Genomic DNA, 17885 nt, shown 5'->3' with positions numbered 1-17885 from the left:
GCGGCCATTGCTCGCGACCATTATTCCGGCCGCTCGATCACCGCTGCGCCATCTTATCTTGCTGCCCTGTGCCTCGGGCCTGCCGCCCCAAATGTGGGAACTCCGGGCGACAAACTGACGCATTATAGGCGCGATCCATAGCATCCACAAGCAAGCCTCTATTGGCCCACAAGCCAGGCGCGACAAGCCTCCGCGCCGTTTTGACGCACCTTTTGCGCGTCTTTTGAAGCGGTAATTTCAGACATAACAGATGTCCTCTTTACCGCCTCGTCGATTCCTCAACGATTCCTCGACGAACCGCGTCCGATGTCCTCGATTCGGACGATGCCGTGACCTTCCGCCGTGGTGCGCGGCACGGCTTTCCATGCGTGTCCGTAGATCACTTCGAAGGTCAGCGCGATCGTGCCGTCGGCACGCCGACGGGCTTCGAGGGCCGCCAGCAAAGCCTTGTGCAGCCGGCGCGCGGCGGCGCTCGACGACGCTTCGCGCTCGAACGGATAGGCGCCCCAGCGGCGCACGTCGGCGAGCAGCGACTGCGGCGACTTATAAGTAATGGTGAGCACTTCCTGGTCCATCACAGGAATCTCGAAGCCGCTTTCGACCAGCATGTCGCCGAGATCGTGCATGTCGACGAAGTCGATCACGTGCTTGCGCGAGGCAACGCCGTGCGCAGCCTCGACTTCGGCGTAGGCGCCACGCAATTCCTTGAGCGAGTCTGGACCGAGCGTGCTGAACATCAGCAGGCCGTTCACTTTGAGCACGCGCTGCCACTCGGGAAACACGAGATCGGGCCGCGAGTGCCAATGGAGCGCCAGGTTGGACCAGATGAATTCGAAGGCGCCGGCCGCGAACGGCAGCGCCGAAAAGTCGGCTTGCGCGAAACGCGGACCGCGGGCGCCGAGCGCTTTGCCGAGCGAGGCCGGCAGAAAGCGCCGCCAGCTCGTGTCGCCGGAATCGTGTTGCAGCGCGCGCGTGAGCATGCCGTGCGACAGGTCGGAGCCGAACACCGGCGCTTCGGGAAAGCGCTCGCGCAAAGCGGGGATGTCTTCGCCCGCACCGCAGCCGGCGTCGAGCACGCTCGCCGGCGTGACCTTGATGTAGTCGAGCCGCTCGCGCATGCGTTGCGCGATTTCACGAGGCAGGAACGCGACGTCGCTGAACGTCGCTGCGCGGCGGTCGAAGATCCGCCGGAGGCGCCGGGAATCATAGGCCGGACGGCCTGATTGAGCGGGAGTTGGGGACATGAGTGTCGTGCTGGCGTGGAGCAGGAAGTATACTCGCTCGCTTCCTTCAATTCAGCGTGAGAGGCCTTCGCGGGCGGTCCAATCATGCCATTCCGACCCAATTCGTCATTTTCCGGCGGCAGATTCGCGCGTTTCGCGCGCACCTTGCAATCGGCCTGGCCGCGCGTGATGCACGCCGCGTTGCCGAACCTCTGCGCGTTATGCGGCAATTTGTCGCATACGACGCTGTGCGCCGGTTGCGACGAAGCCTACTGGAACGAAAGCCGGTTGCGCTGCACCGTCTGTGCGGTGCCCTTATCCAGTTCGCGATGGGCGGCGCGCACGCAATATCGCTGTGCGGATTGCATCGGCGAGCCGCCGCCGTTCGACGCGACCTTCGCCCTCGCCGACTATCGGGCGCCGCTCGACACACTGGCGGTCGGCCTGAAATTCCGCGCCCGCCTGCTGCTGGCGCGCGAGTTCGCACAACGGCTCGCACGTCTTGCACAGCACTCCTGGCAAGACCTTGCTGAATGGCCGGATGTGATCGCGCCCGTGCCGCTTGCAAGCAAACGTCTCACCGAGCGCGGCTACAACCAGGCGTGGCAAATCGCGAGGCCGCTGGCCCGCGCGCTGGATGTACGCAGCGACGCGACCTTGCTGAATCGCGTGATTCACACCGCGCCGCAGTCGCGGCTCGATCTCGACGCCCGCCGCCTGAACGTGGGTCGCGCTTTCAAGGTCGCCGGGCCCGTGCAAGGGCTGCACGTCGGCATCGTCGACGATGTGATGACGACCGGCGCCACGCTCGAAGCGCTGGCGCGCACGCTCAAGGCAGCCGGCGCGCGGCGGGTCACCAACTTCGTCGCGTTGCGCACACCGAAAAACTAGTCTCCACCTGAGTTCACCATGTTCAATGTCGTTCTCGTAGAACCGGAAATCCCGCCGAACACCGGCAACGTGATCCGCCTGTGCGCCAACACCGGCGCCCGGCTGCATCTGATCGAGCCGCTCGGCTTTCCGCTCGATGACGCCAAGTTGCGCCGCGCCGGCCTCGACTATCACGAGTACGCGCAGATGAACGTGCACGCTGACTGGGCGGCGTTCATCGCCAAGGAATCGCCGGACCCGGCGCGCATGTTCGCCTTCACCACGCGCGGCTCGGGCCGCTTTCACGAGCACGCGTTTCAATCCGGCGACTGGTTCGTGTTCGGCGCCGAAACGCGCGGCCTGCCCGACTCGGTGCTCGACCAGTTCGCCAACGAGCAACGCGTGCGCCTGCCCATGCGTCCGGGCAACCGCAGCCTGAATCTATCGAATACCGTCGCGGTCGTGGTGTTCGAAGCGTGGCGTCAGACCGGCTTCGAAGGCGGCGCCTGACGGCGTTTCAATTCGGCCGCGTAGCGCGCGAACATGGCGTCGTCGAAACAGGCGAACACTACCTGCTCGATCTGCGGCGTGCGCGGCAACGTGTCGAGCACCGTGCCGACCGCAATTCGCACGGCCTCGTCAGCGGGAAAATGGTAGATGCCGCAACTAATCGCGGGGAACGCGATGCTGTTGCACTGCGCCTCGCGCGCCACCTCCAGCGAGCGCTGATAGCAGGACGCGAGCAAGTCGGCCTCACCATGCGTCCCGCCCCGCCAGACCGGGCCGACGGCATGAATCACATGTTTAGCCGGCAGACGGTAGGCGCCGGTCAGCTTCGCGTCGCCGGTCGCGCAACCGCCCAGCGTTTCACATTCGCGCAGCAAATCCTTGCCGGCCGCGTGATGAATCGCGCCGTCCACGCCGCCTCCGCCCAATAGCGACGTATTCGCGGCGTTGACGATCGCATCCACGGCGAGCGTGGTGATGTCGACCACGCGTGCTTCCAGCGTGCAACGATTGAATCTGAGCATGGGAACCTCGCTGATCCGAAGCGTCGATAAAAACGTGGACAGCGATAGCGGGCAGCCGTTCAGCGCATTTGTGCGCTAAACGGCTGAAAGACAAGGCTTATTCAGCTTTGGAGTCGCGCCGCAGCAAGGCGCTGACGGCGTCGCGCGGCGCCACGCCGTCGAACAGCACGGCACAGACCGCCTGCGTGATCGGCATCTCGATTGAATGAGCGCGGGCGATCGCGAGGACCGCTTGCGCGCAACGCACGCCTTCGGCCACGTGACCGAGGGCGCCGAGAATATCGTCGAGCGTGCGGCCTGCGGCGAGTTGCAGGCCGACCGTGCGATTGCGCGACAGATCGCCGGTTGCGGTCAGGATCAGATCGCCCAGGCCGGTCAAACCGGTGAACGTTTCCGCCCGTCCGCCGAGCGTCACGCCGAGGCGCGACATTTCAGCGAGGCCGCGCGTGATCAGCGCCGCGCGTGCGTTCAGACCGAGGCCGAGGCCGTCGGCGATGCCCGTTGCAATGGCCAGCACGTTTTTCACCGCGCCGCCCACTTCCACGCCGACGACGTCGTCGCCGGTATAGATGCGCATGGCGCCATGATGAAACGCGGCGACCGTGCGCTCGCGGCACGCCGCCGACGCGCTCGCGATGGTCAGCGCGACCGGCAAGCCCTGCCCGACTTCGCGCGCAAAGCTCGGACCGGACAACACGCCGTTACTGCCGTGCTCCGGCAATTCGGCCGCGACCACCTGATGCGGCATCAACTGCGAATCGGCTTCAAAACCTTTGCACAACCACACCACATGCGCCGGCACTGTGCCCGCGTCGCGCATGGCCTGAAACAGACCGCGCAGTCCGGCGACGGGCGTCGCCACGACGCATAACGCATCGTCGGCGAGCGCGTGGTCGAGCGCCGCGTTCAGATCGGCTTCATAGCGAAGCGCCGGCGGCAAAGCAACGCCCGCCAGATAGCGGGCGTTTTCGTGCGAAGCGGAGAGATCGGCAATGAGCGCGGGCTCGCGCGCCCACAACACCGTGTCGTGCCGTACGGCCAGATGGCCGGCGAGGGCTGTGCCCCACGCGCCGGCGCCAAGGACAGCAACCTTCATGGCCGGCACTGCTTGCGACACCGCGTGTGACACATCAATGCGTGACGCCGTTCTGCGCCGCGCCGTCCTGCCCACCCATCTGCGCGAGGCGTTGCTCGTACAGCGCCTGGAAATTGATCTCGGCGAGGTGGATCGGCGGGAAACCGGCGCGCGTGATCGCGTCGGCGATGTTCGAGCGCAGGTACGGGAACAGGATGGTCGGGCAGGCAATGCCGACCAGCGGATCGATCTGCTCAGCCGGAATGTTGCGGATGTCGAAAATGCCGGCTTGCTTGGCTTCGATCAGGAACGCAACCTTGTCCGACACCTTGGCCGTGACCGTGCCCGTGACGAGGATTTCGAACACGGTGTCGGCGAGGCGCTCGGCCTTCACGTCGACTTCGACTTCGACCGAGGGCATTTCCTGCTCGAGGAAGATGCCCGGCGAATTCGGCTGCTCGAGCGACATGTCCTTCAGGTAGATGCGCTGGATGTTGAAGAACGGCTGGTTATTCTCGTCGGACATGATGAAGTGATTCCCTGATAGGTATGCATGGCGGCGGCCCATGCTTGCACGGGCCGCCAGATCGTTGCGGCGCGCCGCCCGCCCTGAAGAGGCGAGGCCGCGCCGGCTTGGTGTTCACCCGCCCTGCTCACGCGCCTGCGGGCGCGCGAATTCAGGCGGTTGCTTCGAGCAGCGGCATCAAACCGCCCGCGCGATCGAGCGCGGAGAGGTCATCGTACCCGCCCACATGCGTCTCGCCGATGAACACTTGCGGCACCGTGCGGCGACCGGTCCGGGTCATCATTTCCTCACGACGGGCCGGGTCTTTGTCGATCAGTACCTTTTCAACGTGCTCAACGCCGCGCGACTTTAAAAGACGTTCGGCCATCTGGCAATACGGGCACACCTGGGTGCTGTACATGATCACTTTGTTCACTTCGCTGCTCCTTGTTTCACAACCGGCATGCCGGCTTTCTGCCAGGCGTCGACACCGCCTTCGAGAACATGGACTTCCGCATAACCTGCATCCTGCACGATACGCGCTGCCTTGTTCGACTGCTGGCCGGTCTGGCATACCAGCAGCACCGGGTTGCTCTTGTTTTTCACGAGTTGCGCGACCTTTGCCTGCAACTCTGCAAATTCAAGGTGCCGTGCCGCGGGCAAATGCCCTTTGGCGTAGTCGGCGGACGGACGCAGATCGATGACCGCCGCATTGCGCCGGTTGATCAGTTGCGTGGCTTCAGCGGCCGACAGGCCGCCACGGCCGCGCCGGCTGATCGTCGGCCACAGCAGCAACCCACCGGAGATGAGGACGATCGCGATCAGTACAAGGTTTGTGTAATCAGTGAAAAACTTCACGGAAAATCCGCCGAAAAAGGGAGAAATCGGAAAGGGCAATCCAGCCATTATAAAATAACCATCTGACGCGATGGCGGCGCTCCTCTAGAGGACCTCCGCGGCGCTTGACGGCTTCTTCACTACCGACCGGCAATCTCATGTACAAACTCGTTCTCATCCGCCACGGCGAATCGACGTGGAACAAGGAAAACCGCTTCACGGGCTGGGTCGACGTCGACCTCACCGAGCAGGGCAACAATGAGGCGCAGCAAGCGGGCGTGCTGCTGAAGGAATCGGGCTACACGTTCGACATCGCCTACACGTCGGTGCTCAAACGCGCGATCCGCACCTTGTGGCACGTGCAGGACAAAATGGATCTGATGTACCTGCCGGTGGTGCATTCGTGGCGTCTGAATGAACGCCACTACGGCGCGCTGTCGGGGCTGAACAAGGCGGAAACGGCCGCCAAGTTCGGCGACGAGCAGGTGCTGGTCTGGCGCCGCAGCTACGACACGCCGCCGCCGGCGCTCGAACCGACTGACGAGCGCGCACCGTACGACGATCCGCGCTACGCCAAGGTCCCGCGCGAGCAACTGCCGCTCACCGAATGCCTGAAAGACACGGTCGCGCGCGTTCTGCCCCTGTGGAACGAGTCGATTGCGCCGGCCATCAAGTCGGGCCGCAAGCTCGTGATCGCCGCTCACGGCAACTCGATCCGCGCACTGGTGAAATACCTGGACAATATTTCGGACGACGACATCGTCGGCCTGAATATTCCGAACGGCGTGCCGCTCGTCTATGAACTCGACGAAAACCTGAAGCCTATCAAGCACTACTATCTGGGCGACCAGGAAGCGATCGCCAAAGCGCAGGCTGCCGTCGCCAAGCAGGGTAAGGCGGCGGGCTGATCTGCCATCTTGCCGCCATGCTGCTGTCAGAAATGCAGCGCAATGGCGGCAGAAGGGCCGCGCCGCCCGGCAAGACGCACCGGTCAGCGCGGCTCACGTCATTTGCGAGCGCCCTTCTGGCCGCCATCAGTCCGTTACGGCACATTACTTCATAGTTGTGCGCGCAATCCCACGAACCGGGCCCGGCGCGTGCTGTCGAATCACGATTGGCTGCGCCGCGCCCTGAGTTGGCGGGTGTGCAGTTATACTTGTCCGTCCCCATCTCTATCGACGCTGCCACGCGCTTCCGACCGCAACAGACTCTATGCGAAAGAACCTGAAAAATATCGGCCTGATTGCCGCGGGCCTTGCTACCGGTGTATTTGCCACCCTGCAACTCTCGGCTTCGGCCCAGCAACCCGCCAGCGCAGCGTCGAACGCTGTTGCACCGCTGCCGCTGGACCAGCTCAGGCTCTTTGCCGAAGTCTTCGGGCAAATCAAGCACGAGTACGTCGAACCGGTCGACGATAAAAAGCTTCTCACCGCCGCCATCAAGGGCATGGTGTCGAGCCTCGACCCGCACTCGTCGTATCTCGACAAGACCGATTACGAAGAACTGCAGGAGCAGACCAAGGGTCGCTTCGCCGGTCTCGGCATCGAAATTTCGTCGGAAGACGGGCTGATCAAGGTGATTTCGCCGATCGAGGACACGCCCGCGTTCCGCGCCGGCATCCGTCCGGGCGACCTGATCACGCGTATCAACGACAAACCCGTGCGCGGCATGACGCTCGACCAGGCGGTCAAGCAGATGCGCGGCGACCCGGGCACCAAGGTCACGCTCACGATCTTCCGCAAGACCGACGACCGCACGTTCCCGCTCACCGTCACGCGCGCAATCATCAAGGTCCAGTCGGTCAAGATGAAGATCCTCGCGCCGGGCTACGCCTATGTGCGGGTAACCAGCTTCCAGGAGCGCACCACGCCTGATCTGGCCGCGAAACTGCAAGACATCGCGCGTCAGCAGCCGAATCTGAAGGGCCTCGTGCTCGACCTGCGCAACAACGGCGGCGGTCTGCTGCAAAGCGCAGTCGGCGTGGCCGGCGCGTTCCTGCCGCCGAATTCGGTTGTGGTGTCCACCAACGGCCAGATTCCGGATTCGAAACAGGTCTATCGCGACACCTACGACAACTACCGCCTGCAATCCTTCGACAGCGATCCGCTGAAAGACGAAGCGCCGATCTTCAAGACCGTGCCGATGATCGTACTGACCAACGCGTACTCCGCGTCGGCGTCGGAAATCGTCGCGGGCGCGCTGCAGGATCAGCATCGTGCGCTGATCGTCGGCAAGACTACGTTCGGCAAGGGTTCGGTGCAGACCGTGCGCCCCATGACGGCCGACACCGCGCTGCGTCTGACCACGGCGTACTACTACACGCCGAGCGGCCGTTCGATCCAGAACAAGGGCATCCGTCCTGACATCGCGGTCGATCAATACGCAGAAGGCGATCCGGACGACGCACTCGTCACCCGCGAAGTCGACTACTCGAATCACCTTGCGAACACGCAAGACCCGAACGAGAAGAAGGAAGCGGAACAGCGCGAACAGGAACGCATGGACCAGTTGCGCCAGCTCGAAGAGCAGAACGATAAGAAGACGCCGGAACAGCGTCAGAAGGATCGTGAGCGCAAGCCGGTGGAATTCGGTTCGACCGACGACTTCATGCTGCAACAGGCTCTGAACAAGCTGGAGGGCAAGCAGGTGCAGGAATCGAAGTCGCTGACCGAGCGCCGTCTCGCGCAGAACAAGCCGGCCACGTCGGCGTCCGCGCCGGTCGCGGTGAAGCCGACGCAACCGGTGCCGGGCGCATCGGGCCCGGTACCGGCGCCTGCTTCGCAAAGCAACTAAGCAGCAAAACCTGACGTGTCTTCGCAGCGGAACATGCTGCGAAGACACGCTGTCATACCCGGCACCAGCAAGAACACCCGCTCCCGGCGCGATTAAAATATCGAAAACGCGCACGGCAGGCCCATCGGTCCTGCATCTCAGCGCGCGACACATTCACGCGCCCCGCCATGAACGACGATCAACTCCTTCGCTATTCCCGCCACATCCTCGTCGATGAAATCGGTATCGAGGCGCAGCAGCGCTTTATCGACGCGCACGCGATCATCGTCGGCGCTGGCGGCCTGGGTTCGCCCGCTGCGATGTATCTGGCGGCGGCCGGCGTCGGCCGCTTGACACTCGTCGATGCCGATACGGTCGACCTGACCAACCTGCAGCGGCAGATCCTGCACGTGACCGCTTCGGTCGGACGCAAGAAGGTGGAGTCCGGGCGCGACGCGATCGCGCAGATCAATCCCGAGGTCGTGGTGAACGCGGTGGCCGAGCGCGTCGACGACGCGTGGCTCGACGCGCACGTGCCGAATGCGACCGTCGTGCTCGATTGCACCGACAACTTCGCGACGCGCCATGCGATCAACCGCGCCTGTGTTAAGCACGGCGTGCCGCTGGTGTCGGGCGCGGCGTTGCGCTTCGACGGCCAGATCAGCACCTTCGATTTCCGCGACGAAGCGTCGCCCTGCTATGCCTGCGTATTTCCCGAAGACCAGCCGTTCGAGGAAGTCGCGTGTTCGACCATGGGCGTGTTCGCGCCGACGGTCGGCATCGTCGGTTCGATGCAGGCCGCCGAAGCGCTCAAGGTGATCGGCGCAATCGGCACGCCGTTGCTCGGCCGCCTGATGATGCTCGATTCGCTGCGGATGGAGTGGACCACGATGCGCATCGCGCGCCAGCCGGATTGCCCGGTATGCGGGCAGACGCACACGGCTTGACGCCAGCGCCTCAACCGCACGCTAAAACAGAAACGCCGCACAACGTGCGGCGTTTCTTTATCTGACGGAGCGAGCGCGGCGACTCAGGCCAGCATCACGCGCTTGAGCGCAGCCTGCACTTCTTCCGGTTCGAACGAAGCCAGCACATCCGCCACCGGCTTCTCCAGCGTCTTCAGATGCGAGCGCAGCACTTCCTGTTTTACCACCAGCAACTGGCTGGGATGCATCGAAAACTCGGTGAGGCCCATGCCGAGCAATAGACGCGTCAAGGCCGGATCCCCCGCCATCTCACCGCACACCGAGACCGGTACGCCGGCCCGCTTCGCTTCGCGCAGCGTGAATGCGATCAGATACAGCACGGCCGGATGCAGCGGGTCGTACAGATGCGCGACCGAGTTGTCCGCGCGATCGATCGCGAGCGTGTACTGGATCAGATCGTTGGTGCCGATCGACAGAAAATCGAGCCGCTTCAGGAACAGCGGCAACGCGATCGCGGCAGCCGGGATCTCGATCATCGCGCCGACCTGCACGTTCGGATCGTAGGCCATGCCCGCGTCGTCGAGCTGGCGCTTGGCTTCGCGAATCAGATCGAGCGTCTGGTCGATTTCCTGCGCATGCGCGAGCATCGGAATCAGAATCTTCACCGAGCCGAACGCCGACGCACGCAGAATCGCGCGCAACTGCGTGAGGAACATCTGCGGCTCGGAGAGGCTCCAGCGAATCGCTCTCAGCCCCAAGGCCGGGTTCGCTGCGGTTTCGTAGCCGTCGCCCCCGCTCATCGAATCGAGCGGCTTGTCGGCGCCCACGTCGATCGTGCGGATCGTGACCGGCAGGCCGTTCATCAACTCGACCGCGCGACGGTACGCGCCGAACTGCTCGTCCTCTTCCGGCAAACGGTCCTTGTGATTCATGAACAGGAACTCGGTGCGGAACAGGCCGACGCCCGTCGCACCCGCGTCGATCGCGGCGAGCGCGTCGTCCGGCAACTCGATGTTCGCGCACAGTTCGATGCGGGTGCCGCATAGCGTCTGCGTGGGCGAAAACTTCAGCCGCTGCAGCTTGCGCTGTTCGAGCGCTTTCTCGCTCTGCCGATATGAGTACTCTTCCAGCACGATCGGCGCGGGGTCGACGATCACAATGCCGTGATCGCCGTCGACGATGATCAGGTCGTCCTGACGAATCAGCGCGCTCGCGTGCTGCACGCCGACTGCGGCCGGAATGCCCAGGCTGCGCGCGACGATCGCCGTATGCGACGTGCGGCCACCGAGGTCCGTGACGAAACCCTGAAACGTCTGGGTCTTGAACTGCATCATGTCGGCCGGCGCGATGTCGTGGGCGACCACGATCATCTCGTCGCAGGCGCCGTGCACGCCAGCGCCCAGCGCCACCGACGCACCGGCAAGCGCCTTCAGCACGCGCTCCACCACCTGTTCGATGTCGGCTTTGCGCTCGCGCAGGTACTCGTCTTCGATATCGTCGAAATGACGCGACAGGCGCTCGAGTTGTTCGGTCAGCGCCCACTCCACGTTGTAGCGGCGCGTGCGGATCAGGTCGAAGGTTTCCTGCACGAGCATCGCATCGTTCAGGATCATTGAATGAACGGTGATGAACGCGCCCATTTCACTGGGCGCGTCCGCGGCGAGATCGGCGCGCAGCGTGTCGAGCTCTTGATGCACGTGTTGCTGGGCCGCGCGAAAGCGTTCGATCTCGCTCTCGATCTGGGCGGGTTCGATCAGATAGTGGTCTACGTCAAGTGCAGCCGGGGCGATCAGATAAGCCCGCCCGATGGCGATACCGCGTGACACGGGAATTCCATGCAGCGTGAAGGACACGCGCACCTCCTCTAGTTGTGTAATGCCGCGGCAAACCGCTGCAATGCTCTCAGACACTGGTCGTCATTATAAATTCCGCGCCCTTTGCAGGTGCGCTGGGGCTGTGTGCAGTGCAGCACGAATACCGTAAGCAGCCGTAGTGATACGCCTTCATCCGTCTCGCGTTTCGGCAATGCGAATCCTGCATGTGCATCTCGACGCGCGCGCCCTCACGCGCGTTTCGTCCGGCCATTGTCACGCGCTAAAAAAAACGCCGCGGACAACCGCGGCGTTTTTTGCTCATCGCAACGTGGACGCGTTAGCTCACTGCCCTTCGCCGAATTTATCGGCAATCAGTTTCAACAATGCGTCCATCGCTTCTTTTTCGTCCGAGCCTTCCGTTTCGATCAGCACCGTGCTGCCGATGCCCGCGGCCAACATCATCACACCCATGATGCTCTTGGCATTGATGCGGCGGCCATTGCGGCTCATCCAGATTTCCGCCTGGTAGTTGCCCGCGAGTTGGGTCAACTTGGCCGACGCGCGCGCGTGCAGCCCCAGCTTGTTCACAATAGTCGTTTCCTGTTGCAGCATGTGATGGTCCGAAGCGCGGGTAAGTGTTGTGAAAAGTGAAACTGCTAAGCGGTTGCAATGCGTTTGACACCCTGACACGCCGGCCGAGCTACTTACAAGCCAGCCGAGTCGGCTTTCTGCGTCAGGTCGGCGTCGGCCGGCAAGGCGGGCAAGCACGCGCCACCGCACGCCGCATCGGGCGGCAGAGCCGGCAAACAGTCGCCGGACTCCGCAGTCGGCGCGACGGGCGCCGGGGTCGCCGGTCCGATCGCATGCACGCCCTTGGTGGCGCCGGCGAGTGCCTTGTCGACCAGCGTGTCGAGTGGCGTGGCGCGATAACAGACCGCGCGCACCAGCATCGGCAAGTTGACGCCGCACAGTACGCGCACGTCCGGCAGCGACGCGAGCCGTCCGGCGATATTCGCCGGCGTGGCGCCGAACATATCCGTGAGGACGAGCGCGCCGTTTTCTTCCTTGAGGCGCTCGATTTCCGAGTTCGCAAACGCAACCTGCTGTACGGGATCGCAATCCGGCGATACGTCGATTACGCCGATGCGAGCCGGCAAACCACCATAGATGTGCGAAATACAATCGCGCAACGCGGTGGCGAACGGAGCGTGCGCAATGATCAGAATGCCTGCCATGTCAGCCTTACTGCAAAAGAACGGCCCCGAACCGTGGACCGGGCTCAAGCCCGGTTCGTCAGCGCCCTCTGCCGGCCGTGGGCCATGAGGGCCGGAACGCATCGTTTGACGAGCGGCCCGCCGCGCATGGCCTCGTGCCTGCGCCGGCGAAACACTGCTCGCCTACAGTCCGCAAACCATGCCTATGACACCCGTCAGGTGCCAGCGATTGCGCCTGGCGCGGAGGAGCGGGCATTGTATCAGGCTCATTTTCGCGCCAAATCGGGCGTGCTGCGTGATGCGGATTTACTACACAGTTTGGGGGACATGGCGGGCATTCAAGTGCCGCCAATCGGCCGCGCCATCAAGCCGCCGCGCGCTCCAAGGCGTCGATGAACATGGCGGCGACGTCGAAGCCGGTTTGATCCATGATCTCGCGGAAACACGTCGGGCTGGTCACGTTCACTTCGGTCAGCCAGTCGCCGATCGCGTCCAGCCCCACCAGCACCAAACCGCGCGCGGCCAGCACCGGCGCCAGCGTATCGGCGATCTTGCGGTCATGCTCGGTCAGCGGACGCGCCACGCCGAGGCCACCGGCCGCGAGATTGCCGCGCACTTCATTGCCCTGAGGAATACGCGCGAGCGAATACGGCACGGCTTCGCCACCGATCAGCAGGATGCGCTTGTCGCCCTCCTTGATCTCGGGGATGAATTTTTGCGCCATCACCGAACGCGCGCCATCATGACTCAGCATTTCGATGATCGAACCGAGGTTCATGCCGTCGGCCTTCACGCGAAACACGCCCATGCCGCCCATGCCGTCGAGCGGCTTCAGGATCACGTCGCCGTGCTCCTCATGGAAGGCGCGCAAGCGGGTTGCGTCGCGCGTAACCAGCGTGGGCGCGACGAACTCCGCGAACTCGCCGATCGCGAGCTTTTCCGAGTGATCGCGAATCGCCTGCGGTTTGTTGAAGATGCGCGCGCCGCCGCGTTCGGCCATTTCGAGCAGCCACGTCGACGTGACGTATTCCATGTCGAACGGCGGGTCTTTGCGCATCACCACGGCGCTGAAGCTTTTGAGCGTGCGCGGCGCGGCCGGTTCGGCGTCGTACCAGACTTCGCGATGCAGATCGGTGACGTCGCCGACAATCGCAAAGCGCTGCACGTTCGCCTCGACGTCGCCCCCCGTCCACGCCAGATGCTTCGGCTCGCACGTGTACACCACGTGACCGCGGCGCGCCGCTTCGGCCATCATCGCGTAGGTCGAGTCTTTGTAGATCTTGAATTGCGTGAGCGGATCGGCGATGAAAAGAATGTCCATGAAGGTCCCGGTGCGCCCTGACGGGCTTGGCATTGATCGTAAATATAGTCGTTGAAAATGGCGATGGCGGCACGCATGCCGCCATCGACCACCCAAGGTGGCTTAGACCTGAATCGCTTCCGGATCGGTCTTTTCCAGTTCCACCGATGCGGCCAGCAGTCCGAGCCGCGCCACCACGCCGTACATATAGAAGCGGTTCGGCGGCGCCGCGCCGGGCTTGGCGTGCGCGTCGGGCAGCGCCGTATGCTCGAAGCCGAGCGGCACGAAGTGCATGCCCGGCGCGTTCAGATTCTGATCGCGCTCGCGGCTGCCGTGCACGCGATAGAAGCCGCCCACGACATAGCGGTCGATCATGTACACGACCGGCTCGGCCACTTCTTCCCCGATGCGCTCGAAGGTGTACACGCCTTCCTGCACGATCACGTCATGCACTTCGAGGCCATCTTTGGTCGCGGCCATCTTGGCGCGTTCGCGCTTGGTAAGCGCGGCGACTTCCGACGCGTCGTGCACGGTCATCACACCCATGCCGTACGTGCCCGCATCCGACTTGATGACGACATACGGTTTTTCGGAGATGCCGTACTCGCGATACTTCTTGGCGATCTTCTTCAGCACCCCGTCGATCGCGTCCGTCAGCGCTTCCTCGCCGGTGCGTTCCTGGAAGTCGACGCCTTCCACGTGCGCGAAGTACGGATTGATCATCCACGGATCGATCTCGACCATCTTCGCGAACTTTTTCGCGACGTCGTCGTAGCAGGAAAAATGCGTCGATTTACGGCGCACGGCCCAGCCCGCATGCAGCGGCGGCAGCAGATACTGCTCGTGCAGATTTTCGAGCACGGGCGGAATGCCGCCCGACAGATCGTTATTCAGCAGAATCGAGCACGGGTCGAAATTCTTCAGGCCGAGGCGCCGCTGCGAGCGCTCGAGCGGTTCGAGCACGAGCTTCTGGCCGTCGGAGAGGGCGATCGTGACCGGCCCGTTGATGGTTTCGTCGAGCGTGCCGAAACGCACGTTCAAGCCGGCCTGGCGCATGATCGCGGCCAGACGGGCGACATTCTCGAGATAAAACGCATTGCGCGTGTGGCGTTCGGGAATCACCAGCAGGTTCTTGGCGTCCGGGCAGATCTTCTCGATCGATGCCATCGCGGCCTGCACGGCGAGCGGCAACACTTCCTGCGGCAGATTGTTGAATGCGCCGGGAAACAGATTGGTGTCGACCGGCGCGAGCTTGAAGCCCGCGTTGCGCAGATCGACGGAACAGTAGAACGGCGGCGTGTGCTCCTGCCATTCGAGCCGGAACCAGCGTTCGATGGCGGGGGTAGCGTCGAGGATCTTCCGCTCAAGATCGAGCAGCGGGCCGTTTAACGCCGTAACTAGGTGCGGAACCATTGATCACTCGCAGACTGGAGAAAAAAGATTGTAGAGCAAATGCTTTGTCCATTTGGGGACGGTTTCTCCATTCGCAAGCGGACGCGAATGCATTCTCGCTATCGCCATGATAGGCGGGGAAAACTACCGTTTACAAGATAGCCCGCAAGAAAAAAGCCCGCCATGAAGGCGGGCCAAAATCGCTGCGCTTATTCGTGATCCAACGAGCCCGGGAGCGCGGGCTCGCGGTGCGTTGCTTATTCGACGTGTTCGCCGTGCAGCGTCACGTCCAGACCTTCGCGTTCCTGTTCTTCGGTTACACGCAGGCCCATCACCATGTCGATCACCTTCAGCAGGATGTAGCTCACCACACCGCTGTAGATCAGCGTCGTCAGCACGCCCTTGGCTTGCAGGATCACGCTGCCGTCCGCGCCGCCGATGTCCTTCACCGCGAACACACCGGTCAGCAGCGCACCCACGATACCGCCGATGCAGTGCACGCCGAACGCGTCGAGCGAGTCGTCGTAACCGAGCTTGTGCTTAAGCCAGGTTGCCGACCAGAAGCAGACCACGCCTGCCACGATACCGATCACCAGCGAACCCGCCATACCGACGAAGCCCGAAGCCGGCGTGATCGCCACGAGACCCGCCACTGCGCCCGACACGATACCGAGCACCGACGGCTTACCCTTGGCTGCCCATTCGGCGAACATCCATGCGAGTGCTGCTGCCGCCGTTGCCACTTGCGTGGCGAACATCGCGAAACCGGCACGGCCGTCAGCCGCCACTGCCGAACCCGCGTTGAAGCCGAACCAGCCTACCCACAGCATGGCGCCACCGATCAGCGTGAGCGTCAGGTTGTGCGGCGCCATCGCTTCCTTGCCGTAGCCGACACGCTTGCCGAGCACCAGAGCGCAGACCAGCGCCGCGATACCGGCGTTGATGTGCACCACCGTGCCGCCCGCGAAGTCGAGGATGCCCGCGCTAGCCAGCCAGCCGGTCGGTTCCCAGACCATGTGCGCGATCGGCGAGTAGACGATGATCGACCACAGCGTCATGAACACCAGCATGGCCGAGAACTTCATACGGTCGGCGAACGCGCCCGTGATCAGCGCCGGGGTAATGATCGCGAACGTCATCTGATAGACGACGTAGACCGTTTCCGGGATCGTCGGCGCGAGGTGGCTAACGGTCAGCGTCGTGGCCTTGTCGCCCTTGATGTAGTTCATGCCCGACATGAAGAAGCGCGAGAAGCCGCCAATGAACGATCCGCCAGGCGTGAAGGCGAGGCTGTAGCCCACCACGACCCAGATGATCGACACGAGGCAGGTGATCGCGAAGCTTTGCATCAGGATCGCGAGCACGCTCTTCTTGCGGACCATGCCGCCGTAAAACAGCGCCAGACCCGGAATCGTCATGAACAGCACGAGCGCGGTGGAGGTCAGCATCCAGGCGGTGTCGCCCGAATTGATCTTCGACGAATCGACCGAGAACGGCGCGGTCGGGGCAGCCGGCGCAGCGTCCGATGCTGCGGGTGCGGCGGCAGCCGCGCTGGCAGCCGGTGCGGCGGACGCGTCAGCGGCCGGTGCCGAGGCCGCGGCGGCAGCAGGTGCTGCCGAAGCGTCCGGCGCCGGCGCGCTCGCCGTCGTATCGGAAGCAGCGGCCGAGGCGGCTGCGGGGGCGGAAGCGTCGTCCGCGAGGGCGGCGCCGATACCGCCCGCGAGCAGCGAACCGGCCATCAGCAAGGACATCATTAATTTGCGCATCTTTCGTTTCCTCTTGTCGCTATCTGTGTCGCTATCTTTTGGTATTACAGAGCGTCCGCGCCGGTCTCCCCGGTACGGATCCGAATCACTTGTTCGATCGGCGTGACGAAGATCTTGCCGTCGCCGATCTTGCCGGTGCGTGCCGCGCGTTCGAGCGCCTCGATCGCCTGGTCGACGATGTCGTCCGAGACAGCGGCCTCAATCTTCACCTTCGGCAGAAAATCGACGACGTATTCAGCGCCGCGATACAGCTCCGTATGGCCCTTCTGGCGACCGAAGCCTTTGACTTCCGTCACCGTGATGCCCGAGACGCCGATGGCCGACAAGGCTTCGCGCGCCTCATCGAGCTTGAACGGCTTGATGATTGCGGTAATGAGTTTCATGAAATCCCTCGCTTAGTTGCGTAACCCGTTTGCGTAACCCGTGTTGCCTGACTTTCGTTGCGTAACTCTCGTGCGTTCCCGTAACACGTTCGCGTGGTCTCGTTCCGCTGCCGGTAAAAAGGCGCCGGCAGTGCGCGCGGGGCAGTAACAGCAACTCGCATGCCATGTTGTGTCAGACTCCGCACCGTGGCCGTCGCAAAAGGGGCGCAAGCCGCCCTGGCCGGACGGCCAACGTTGGCGGGGGCACGCTGGCGCGGCGTATGGATCGTTGCTAGAGTGTTCGAAGGTTTTGAACGCACGGGCGCGCACCAAAGGGGCTCATGCGGCAGCGGAACGCAACGGGCCATGCACCAACACCGCCCATTTGCCGTCACAAAGCACAGGCGTAACGAAACATGCACAGTTTTTGTGCACCTAGGGGAACACCATGAAACAACCGAACGATGTTTTTAACGACTTTCAGGCCCGCATGAGCGAGCTGTTCAAGAACTCGCCGGCCAAAGATGTCGAACGCAACGTCAAAGCCATGCTGTCGCAGGGTTTCTCGAAGCTCGATCTGGTCACGCGTGAGGAATTCGATACCCAGACCCAGGTGCTGGTGCGCACGCGCGCTCGTCTGGAAGAGCTGGAACGCCGCGTTGCCGAGCTCGAACAGAAGCTGCCGGTCACGCAAACGCCGTAACGCTTTGCTCGCGGCGGAGTCGCCGCGCAGTGCTGCACATCACAGGCAAGCGAGCCGTGACGTCATCAGCGTTTTAGGGGACTTGCGCGCGCCCT

General features: G+C 63.3%; 20 protein-coding genes. 6 read left to right on the top strand and 14 right to left on the bottom strand.

All coding sequences use genetic code 11. The features are described from left to right. Nucleotides 1-278: 278 nt before the first annotated feature. Nucleotides 279-1244 (bottom strand): methyltransferase domain-containing protein, encoded by a 966-nt coding sequence (locus P0D96_RS08115; protein WP_408178255.1) that lies wholly within the window; start codon nt 1242-1244, stop codon nt 279-281. An 84-nt stretch (nt 1245-1328) separates the two neighbouring features. Between P0D96_RS08115 and P0D96_RS08110 the strand changes: the two genes are divergently transcribed. Both P0D96_RS08110 and trmL read left to right on the top strand, forming a co-directional pair. Continuing rightward, nucleotides 1329-2114, top strand: a complete 786-nt coding sequence (locus P0D96_RS08110) for a phosphoribosyltransferase family protein (RefSeq protein WP_408312866.1) — start codon at nt 1329-1331, stop codon at nt 2112-2114. Nucleotides 2115-2132: 18 nt separating this feature from the next. Continuing rightward, the gene (gene trmL / locus P0D96_RS08105; protein ID WP_132376159.1) at nt 2133-2603 is read left to right on the top strand and encodes a tRNA (uridine(34)/cytosine(34)/5-carboxymethylaminomethyluridine(34)-2'-O)-methyltransferase TrmL; all 471 of its coding nucleotides are present in this window, start codon (nt 2133-2135) and stop codon (nt 2601-2603) included. Here trmL and P0D96_RS08100 read toward each other — a convergent pair. The 6 genes from P0D96_RS08100 to P0D96_RS08075 all read right to left on the bottom strand — a co-directional run bounded on the left by P0D96_RS08100 (nt 2576) and on the right by P0D96_RS08075 (nt 5701). Next, the gene (locus P0D96_RS08100; protein ID WP_408312863.1) at nt 2576-3124 is read right to left on the bottom strand and encodes an O-acetyl-ADP-ribose deacetylase; all 549 of its coding nucleotides are present in this window, start codon (nt 3122-3124) and stop codon (nt 2576-2578) included. The two genes, trmL and P0D96_RS08100, sit on opposite strands and share 28 nt — an antisense overlap. Nucleotides 3125-3221: 97 nt before the next feature. Then, nucleotides 3222-4220 (bottom strand): NAD(P)H-dependent glycerol-3-phosphate dehydrogenase, encoded by a 999-nt coding sequence (locus P0D96_RS08095; protein ID WP_408178252.1) that lies wholly within the window; start codon nt 4218-4220, stop codon nt 3222-3224. A 34-nt stretch (nt 4221-4254) separates the two neighbouring features. Further along, nucleotides 4255-4725 (bottom strand): protein-export chaperone SecB, encoded by a 471-nt coding sequence (gene secB / locus P0D96_RS08090; RefSeq protein ID WP_007179465.1) that lies wholly within the window; start codon nt 4723-4725, stop codon nt 4255-4257. A gap of 151 nt (nt 4726-4876) precedes the next feature. Continuing rightward, complete coding sequence (grxC, locus tag P0D96_RS08085; RefSeq protein WP_007179466.1) at nt 4877-5140, bottom strand: glutaredoxin 3; 264 nt, start codon at nt 5138-5140, stop codon at nt 4877-4879. Further along, nucleotides 5137-5562 (bottom strand): rhodanese-like domain-containing protein, encoded by a 426-nt coding sequence (locus tag P0D96_RS08080; protein ID WP_012431601.1) that lies wholly within the window; start codon nt 5560-5562, stop codon nt 5137-5139. The genes grxC and P0D96_RS08080 overlap by 4 nt, the downstream gene beginning before the upstream one ends. Next, nucleotides 5546-5701: a hypothetical protein gene (locus P0D96_RS08075; protein WP_408312860.1), complete on the bottom strand. Its 156-nt coding sequence runs from the start codon at nt 5699-5701 to the stop codon at nt 5546-5548. Before P0D96_RS08075 ends, P0D96_RS08080 begins: the two co-directional genes overlap by 17 nt. Here P0D96_RS08075 and gpmA point away from each other — a divergent pair. The 3 genes from gpmA to P0D96_RS08060 all read left to right on the top strand — a co-directional run bounded on the left by gpmA (nt 5700) and on the right by P0D96_RS08060 (nt 9260). Beyond that, a complete protein-coding gene (gpmA, locus tag P0D96_RS08070) occupies nt 5700-6449 on the top strand; it encodes a 2,3-diphosphoglycerate-dependent phosphoglycerate mutase (protein WP_132376162.1) in 750 nt (249 codons plus the stop codon). The two genes, P0D96_RS08075 and gpmA, sit on opposite strands and share 2 nt — an antisense overlap. A gap of 304 nt (nt 6450-6753) precedes the next feature. After that, nucleotides 6754-8334 carry a S41 family peptidase gene (locus P0D96_RS08065; protein WP_132376163.1) on the top strand — a complete coding sequence of 527 codons (1581 nt, stop codon included), beginning with the start codon at nt 6754-6756 and terminating at the stop codon, nt 8332-8334. A 167-nt stretch (nt 8335-8501) separates the two neighbouring features. Further along, the gene (locus tag P0D96_RS08060; protein WP_408284139.1) at nt 8502-9260 is read left to right on the top strand and encodes a HesA/MoeB/ThiF family protein; all 759 of its coding nucleotides are present in this window, start codon (nt 8502-8504) and stop codon (nt 9258-9260) included. An 83-nt stretch (nt 9261-9343) separates the two neighbouring features. On the opposite strand, the gene ptsP is transcribed toward P0D96_RS08060, so the two are convergent. From ptsP to P0D96_RS08025, 7 genes are all read right to left on the bottom strand, one after another. Beyond that, nucleotides 9344-11092 (bottom strand): phosphoenolpyruvate--protein phosphotransferase, encoded by a 1749-nt coding sequence (ptsP, locus tag P0D96_RS08055; protein ID WP_408178250.1) that lies wholly within the window; start codon nt 11090-11092, stop codon nt 9344-9346. Nucleotides 11093-11395: 303 nt separating this feature from the next. Beyond that, nucleotides 11396-11665, bottom strand: a complete 270-nt coding sequence (locus tag P0D96_RS08050; protein WP_012431596.1) for an HPr family phosphocarrier protein — start codon at nt 11663-11665, stop codon at nt 11396-11398. 92 nt (nt 11666-11757) lie between these two features. Next, entirely contained in the window at nt 11758-12288 is a 531-nt protein-coding gene (locus P0D96_RS08045) for a PTS sugar transporter subunit IIA (protein WP_132376166.1), read from the bottom strand. 343 nt (nt 12289-12631) lie between these two features. Beyond that, nucleotides 12632-13588: a glutathione synthase gene (gshB, locus tag P0D96_RS08040; RefSeq protein ID WP_132376167.1), complete on the bottom strand. Its 957-nt coding sequence runs from the start codon at nt 13586-13588 to the stop codon at nt 12632-12634. A gap of 102 nt (nt 13589-13690) precedes the next feature. Then, entirely contained in the window at nt 13691-14980 is a 1290-nt protein-coding gene (gene gshA, locus P0D96_RS08035; RefSeq protein ID WP_012431593.1) for a glutamate--cysteine ligase, read from the bottom strand. A 236-nt stretch (nt 14981-15216) separates the two neighbouring features. Continuing rightward, nucleotides 15217-16725, bottom strand: a complete 1509-nt coding sequence (locus P0D96_RS08030; protein ID WP_408178249.1) for an ammonium transporter — start codon at nt 16723-16725, stop codon at nt 15217-15219. 44 nt (nt 16726-16769) lie between these two features. Beyond that, a complete protein-coding gene (locus tag P0D96_RS08025) occupies nt 16770-17108 on the bottom strand; it encodes a P-II family nitrogen regulator (protein ID WP_006048089.1) in 339 nt (112 codons plus the stop codon). 427 nt (nt 17109-17535) lie between these two features. Here P0D96_RS08025 and P0D96_RS08020 point away from each other — a divergent pair, with 427 nt between their 5' ends. Next, complete coding sequence (locus P0D96_RS08020) at nt 17536-17790, top strand: accessory factor UbiK family protein (RefSeq protein WP_012431591.1); 255 nt, start codon at nt 17536-17538, stop codon at nt 17788-17790. Nucleotides 17791-17885 lie beyond the last annotated feature (95 nt).

The organism is Paraburkholderia sp. RL17-347-BIC-D (assembly GCF_046027915.1).
Classification (GTDB): Bacteria; Pseudomonadota; Gammaproteobacteria; order Burkholderiales; family Burkholderiaceae; genus Paraburkholderia.
Note: the sequence above shows the minus strand (reverse complement) of the source record. Positions and strands in the feature narration are given on the sequence as shown.

Bases quoted from the DNA above. Each gene is read 5' to 3' on its own strand.
- P0D96_RS08115 (WP_408178255.1), bottom strand. From the start codon at position 1,244: ATGTCCCCAACTCCCGCTCAATCAGGCCGTCCGGCCTATGATTCCCGG.
- P0D96_RS08110 (WP_408312866.1), top strand. From the start codon at position 1,329: ATGCCATTCCGACCCAATTCGTCATTTTCCGGCGGCAGATTCGCGCGT.
- trmL (WP_132376159.1), top strand. From the start codon at position 2,133: ATGTTCAATGTCGTTCTCGTAGAACCGGAAATCCCGCCGAACACCGGC.
- P0D96_RS08100 (WP_408312863.1), bottom strand. From the start codon at position 3,124: ATGCTCAGATTCAATCGTTGCACGCTGGAAGCACGCGTGGTCGACATC.
- P0D96_RS08095 (WP_408178252.1), bottom strand. From the start codon at position 4,220: ATGAAGGTTGCTGTCCTTGGCGCCGGCGCGTGGGGCACAGCCCTCGCC.
- secB (WP_007179465.1), bottom strand. From the start codon at position 4,725: ATGTCCGACGAGAATAACCAGCCGTTCTTCAACATCCAGCGCATCTAC.
- gpmA (WP_132376162.1), top strand. From the start codon at position 5,700: ATGTACAAACTCGTTCTCATCCGCCACGGCGAATCGACGTGGAACAAG.
- P0D96_RS08075 (WP_408312860.1), bottom strand. From the start codon at position 5,701: ATGAGATTGCCGGTCGGTAGTGAAGAAGCCGTCAAGCGCCGCGGAGGT.
- P0D96_RS08065 (WP_132376163.1), top strand. From the start codon at position 6,754: ATGCGAAAGAACCTGAAAAATATCGGCCTGATTGCCGCGGGCCTTGCT.
- P0D96_RS08060 (WP_408284139.1), top strand. From the start codon at position 8,502: ATGAACGACGATCAACTCCTTCGCTATTCCCGCCACATCCTCGTCGAT.
- P0D96_RS08050 (WP_012431596.1), bottom strand. From the start codon at position 11,665: ATGCTGCAACAGGAAACGACTATTGTGAACAAGCTGGGGCTGCACGCG.
- P0D96_RS08045 (WP_132376166.1), bottom strand. From the start codon at position 12,288: ATGGCAGGCATTCTGATCATTGCGCACGCTCCGTTCGCCACCGCGTTG.
- gshB (WP_132376167.1), bottom strand. From the start codon at position 13,588: ATGGACATTCTTTTCATCGCCGATCCGCTCACGCAATTCAAGATCTAC.
- gshA (WP_012431593.1), bottom strand. From the start codon at position 14,980: ATGGTTCCGCACCTAGTTACGGCGTTAAACGGCCCGCTGCTCGATCTT.
- P0D96_RS08030 (WP_408178249.1), bottom strand. From the start codon at position 16,725: ATGCGCAAATTAATGATGTCCTTGCTGATGGCCGGTTCGCTGCTCGCG.
- P0D96_RS08025 (WP_006048089.1), bottom strand. From the start codon at position 17,108: ATGAAACTCATTACCGCAATCATCAAGCCGTTCAAGCTCGATGAGGCG.
- P0D96_RS08020 (WP_012431591.1), top strand. From the start codon at position 17,536: ATGAAACAACCGAACGATGTTTTTAACGACTTTCAGGCCCGCATGAGC.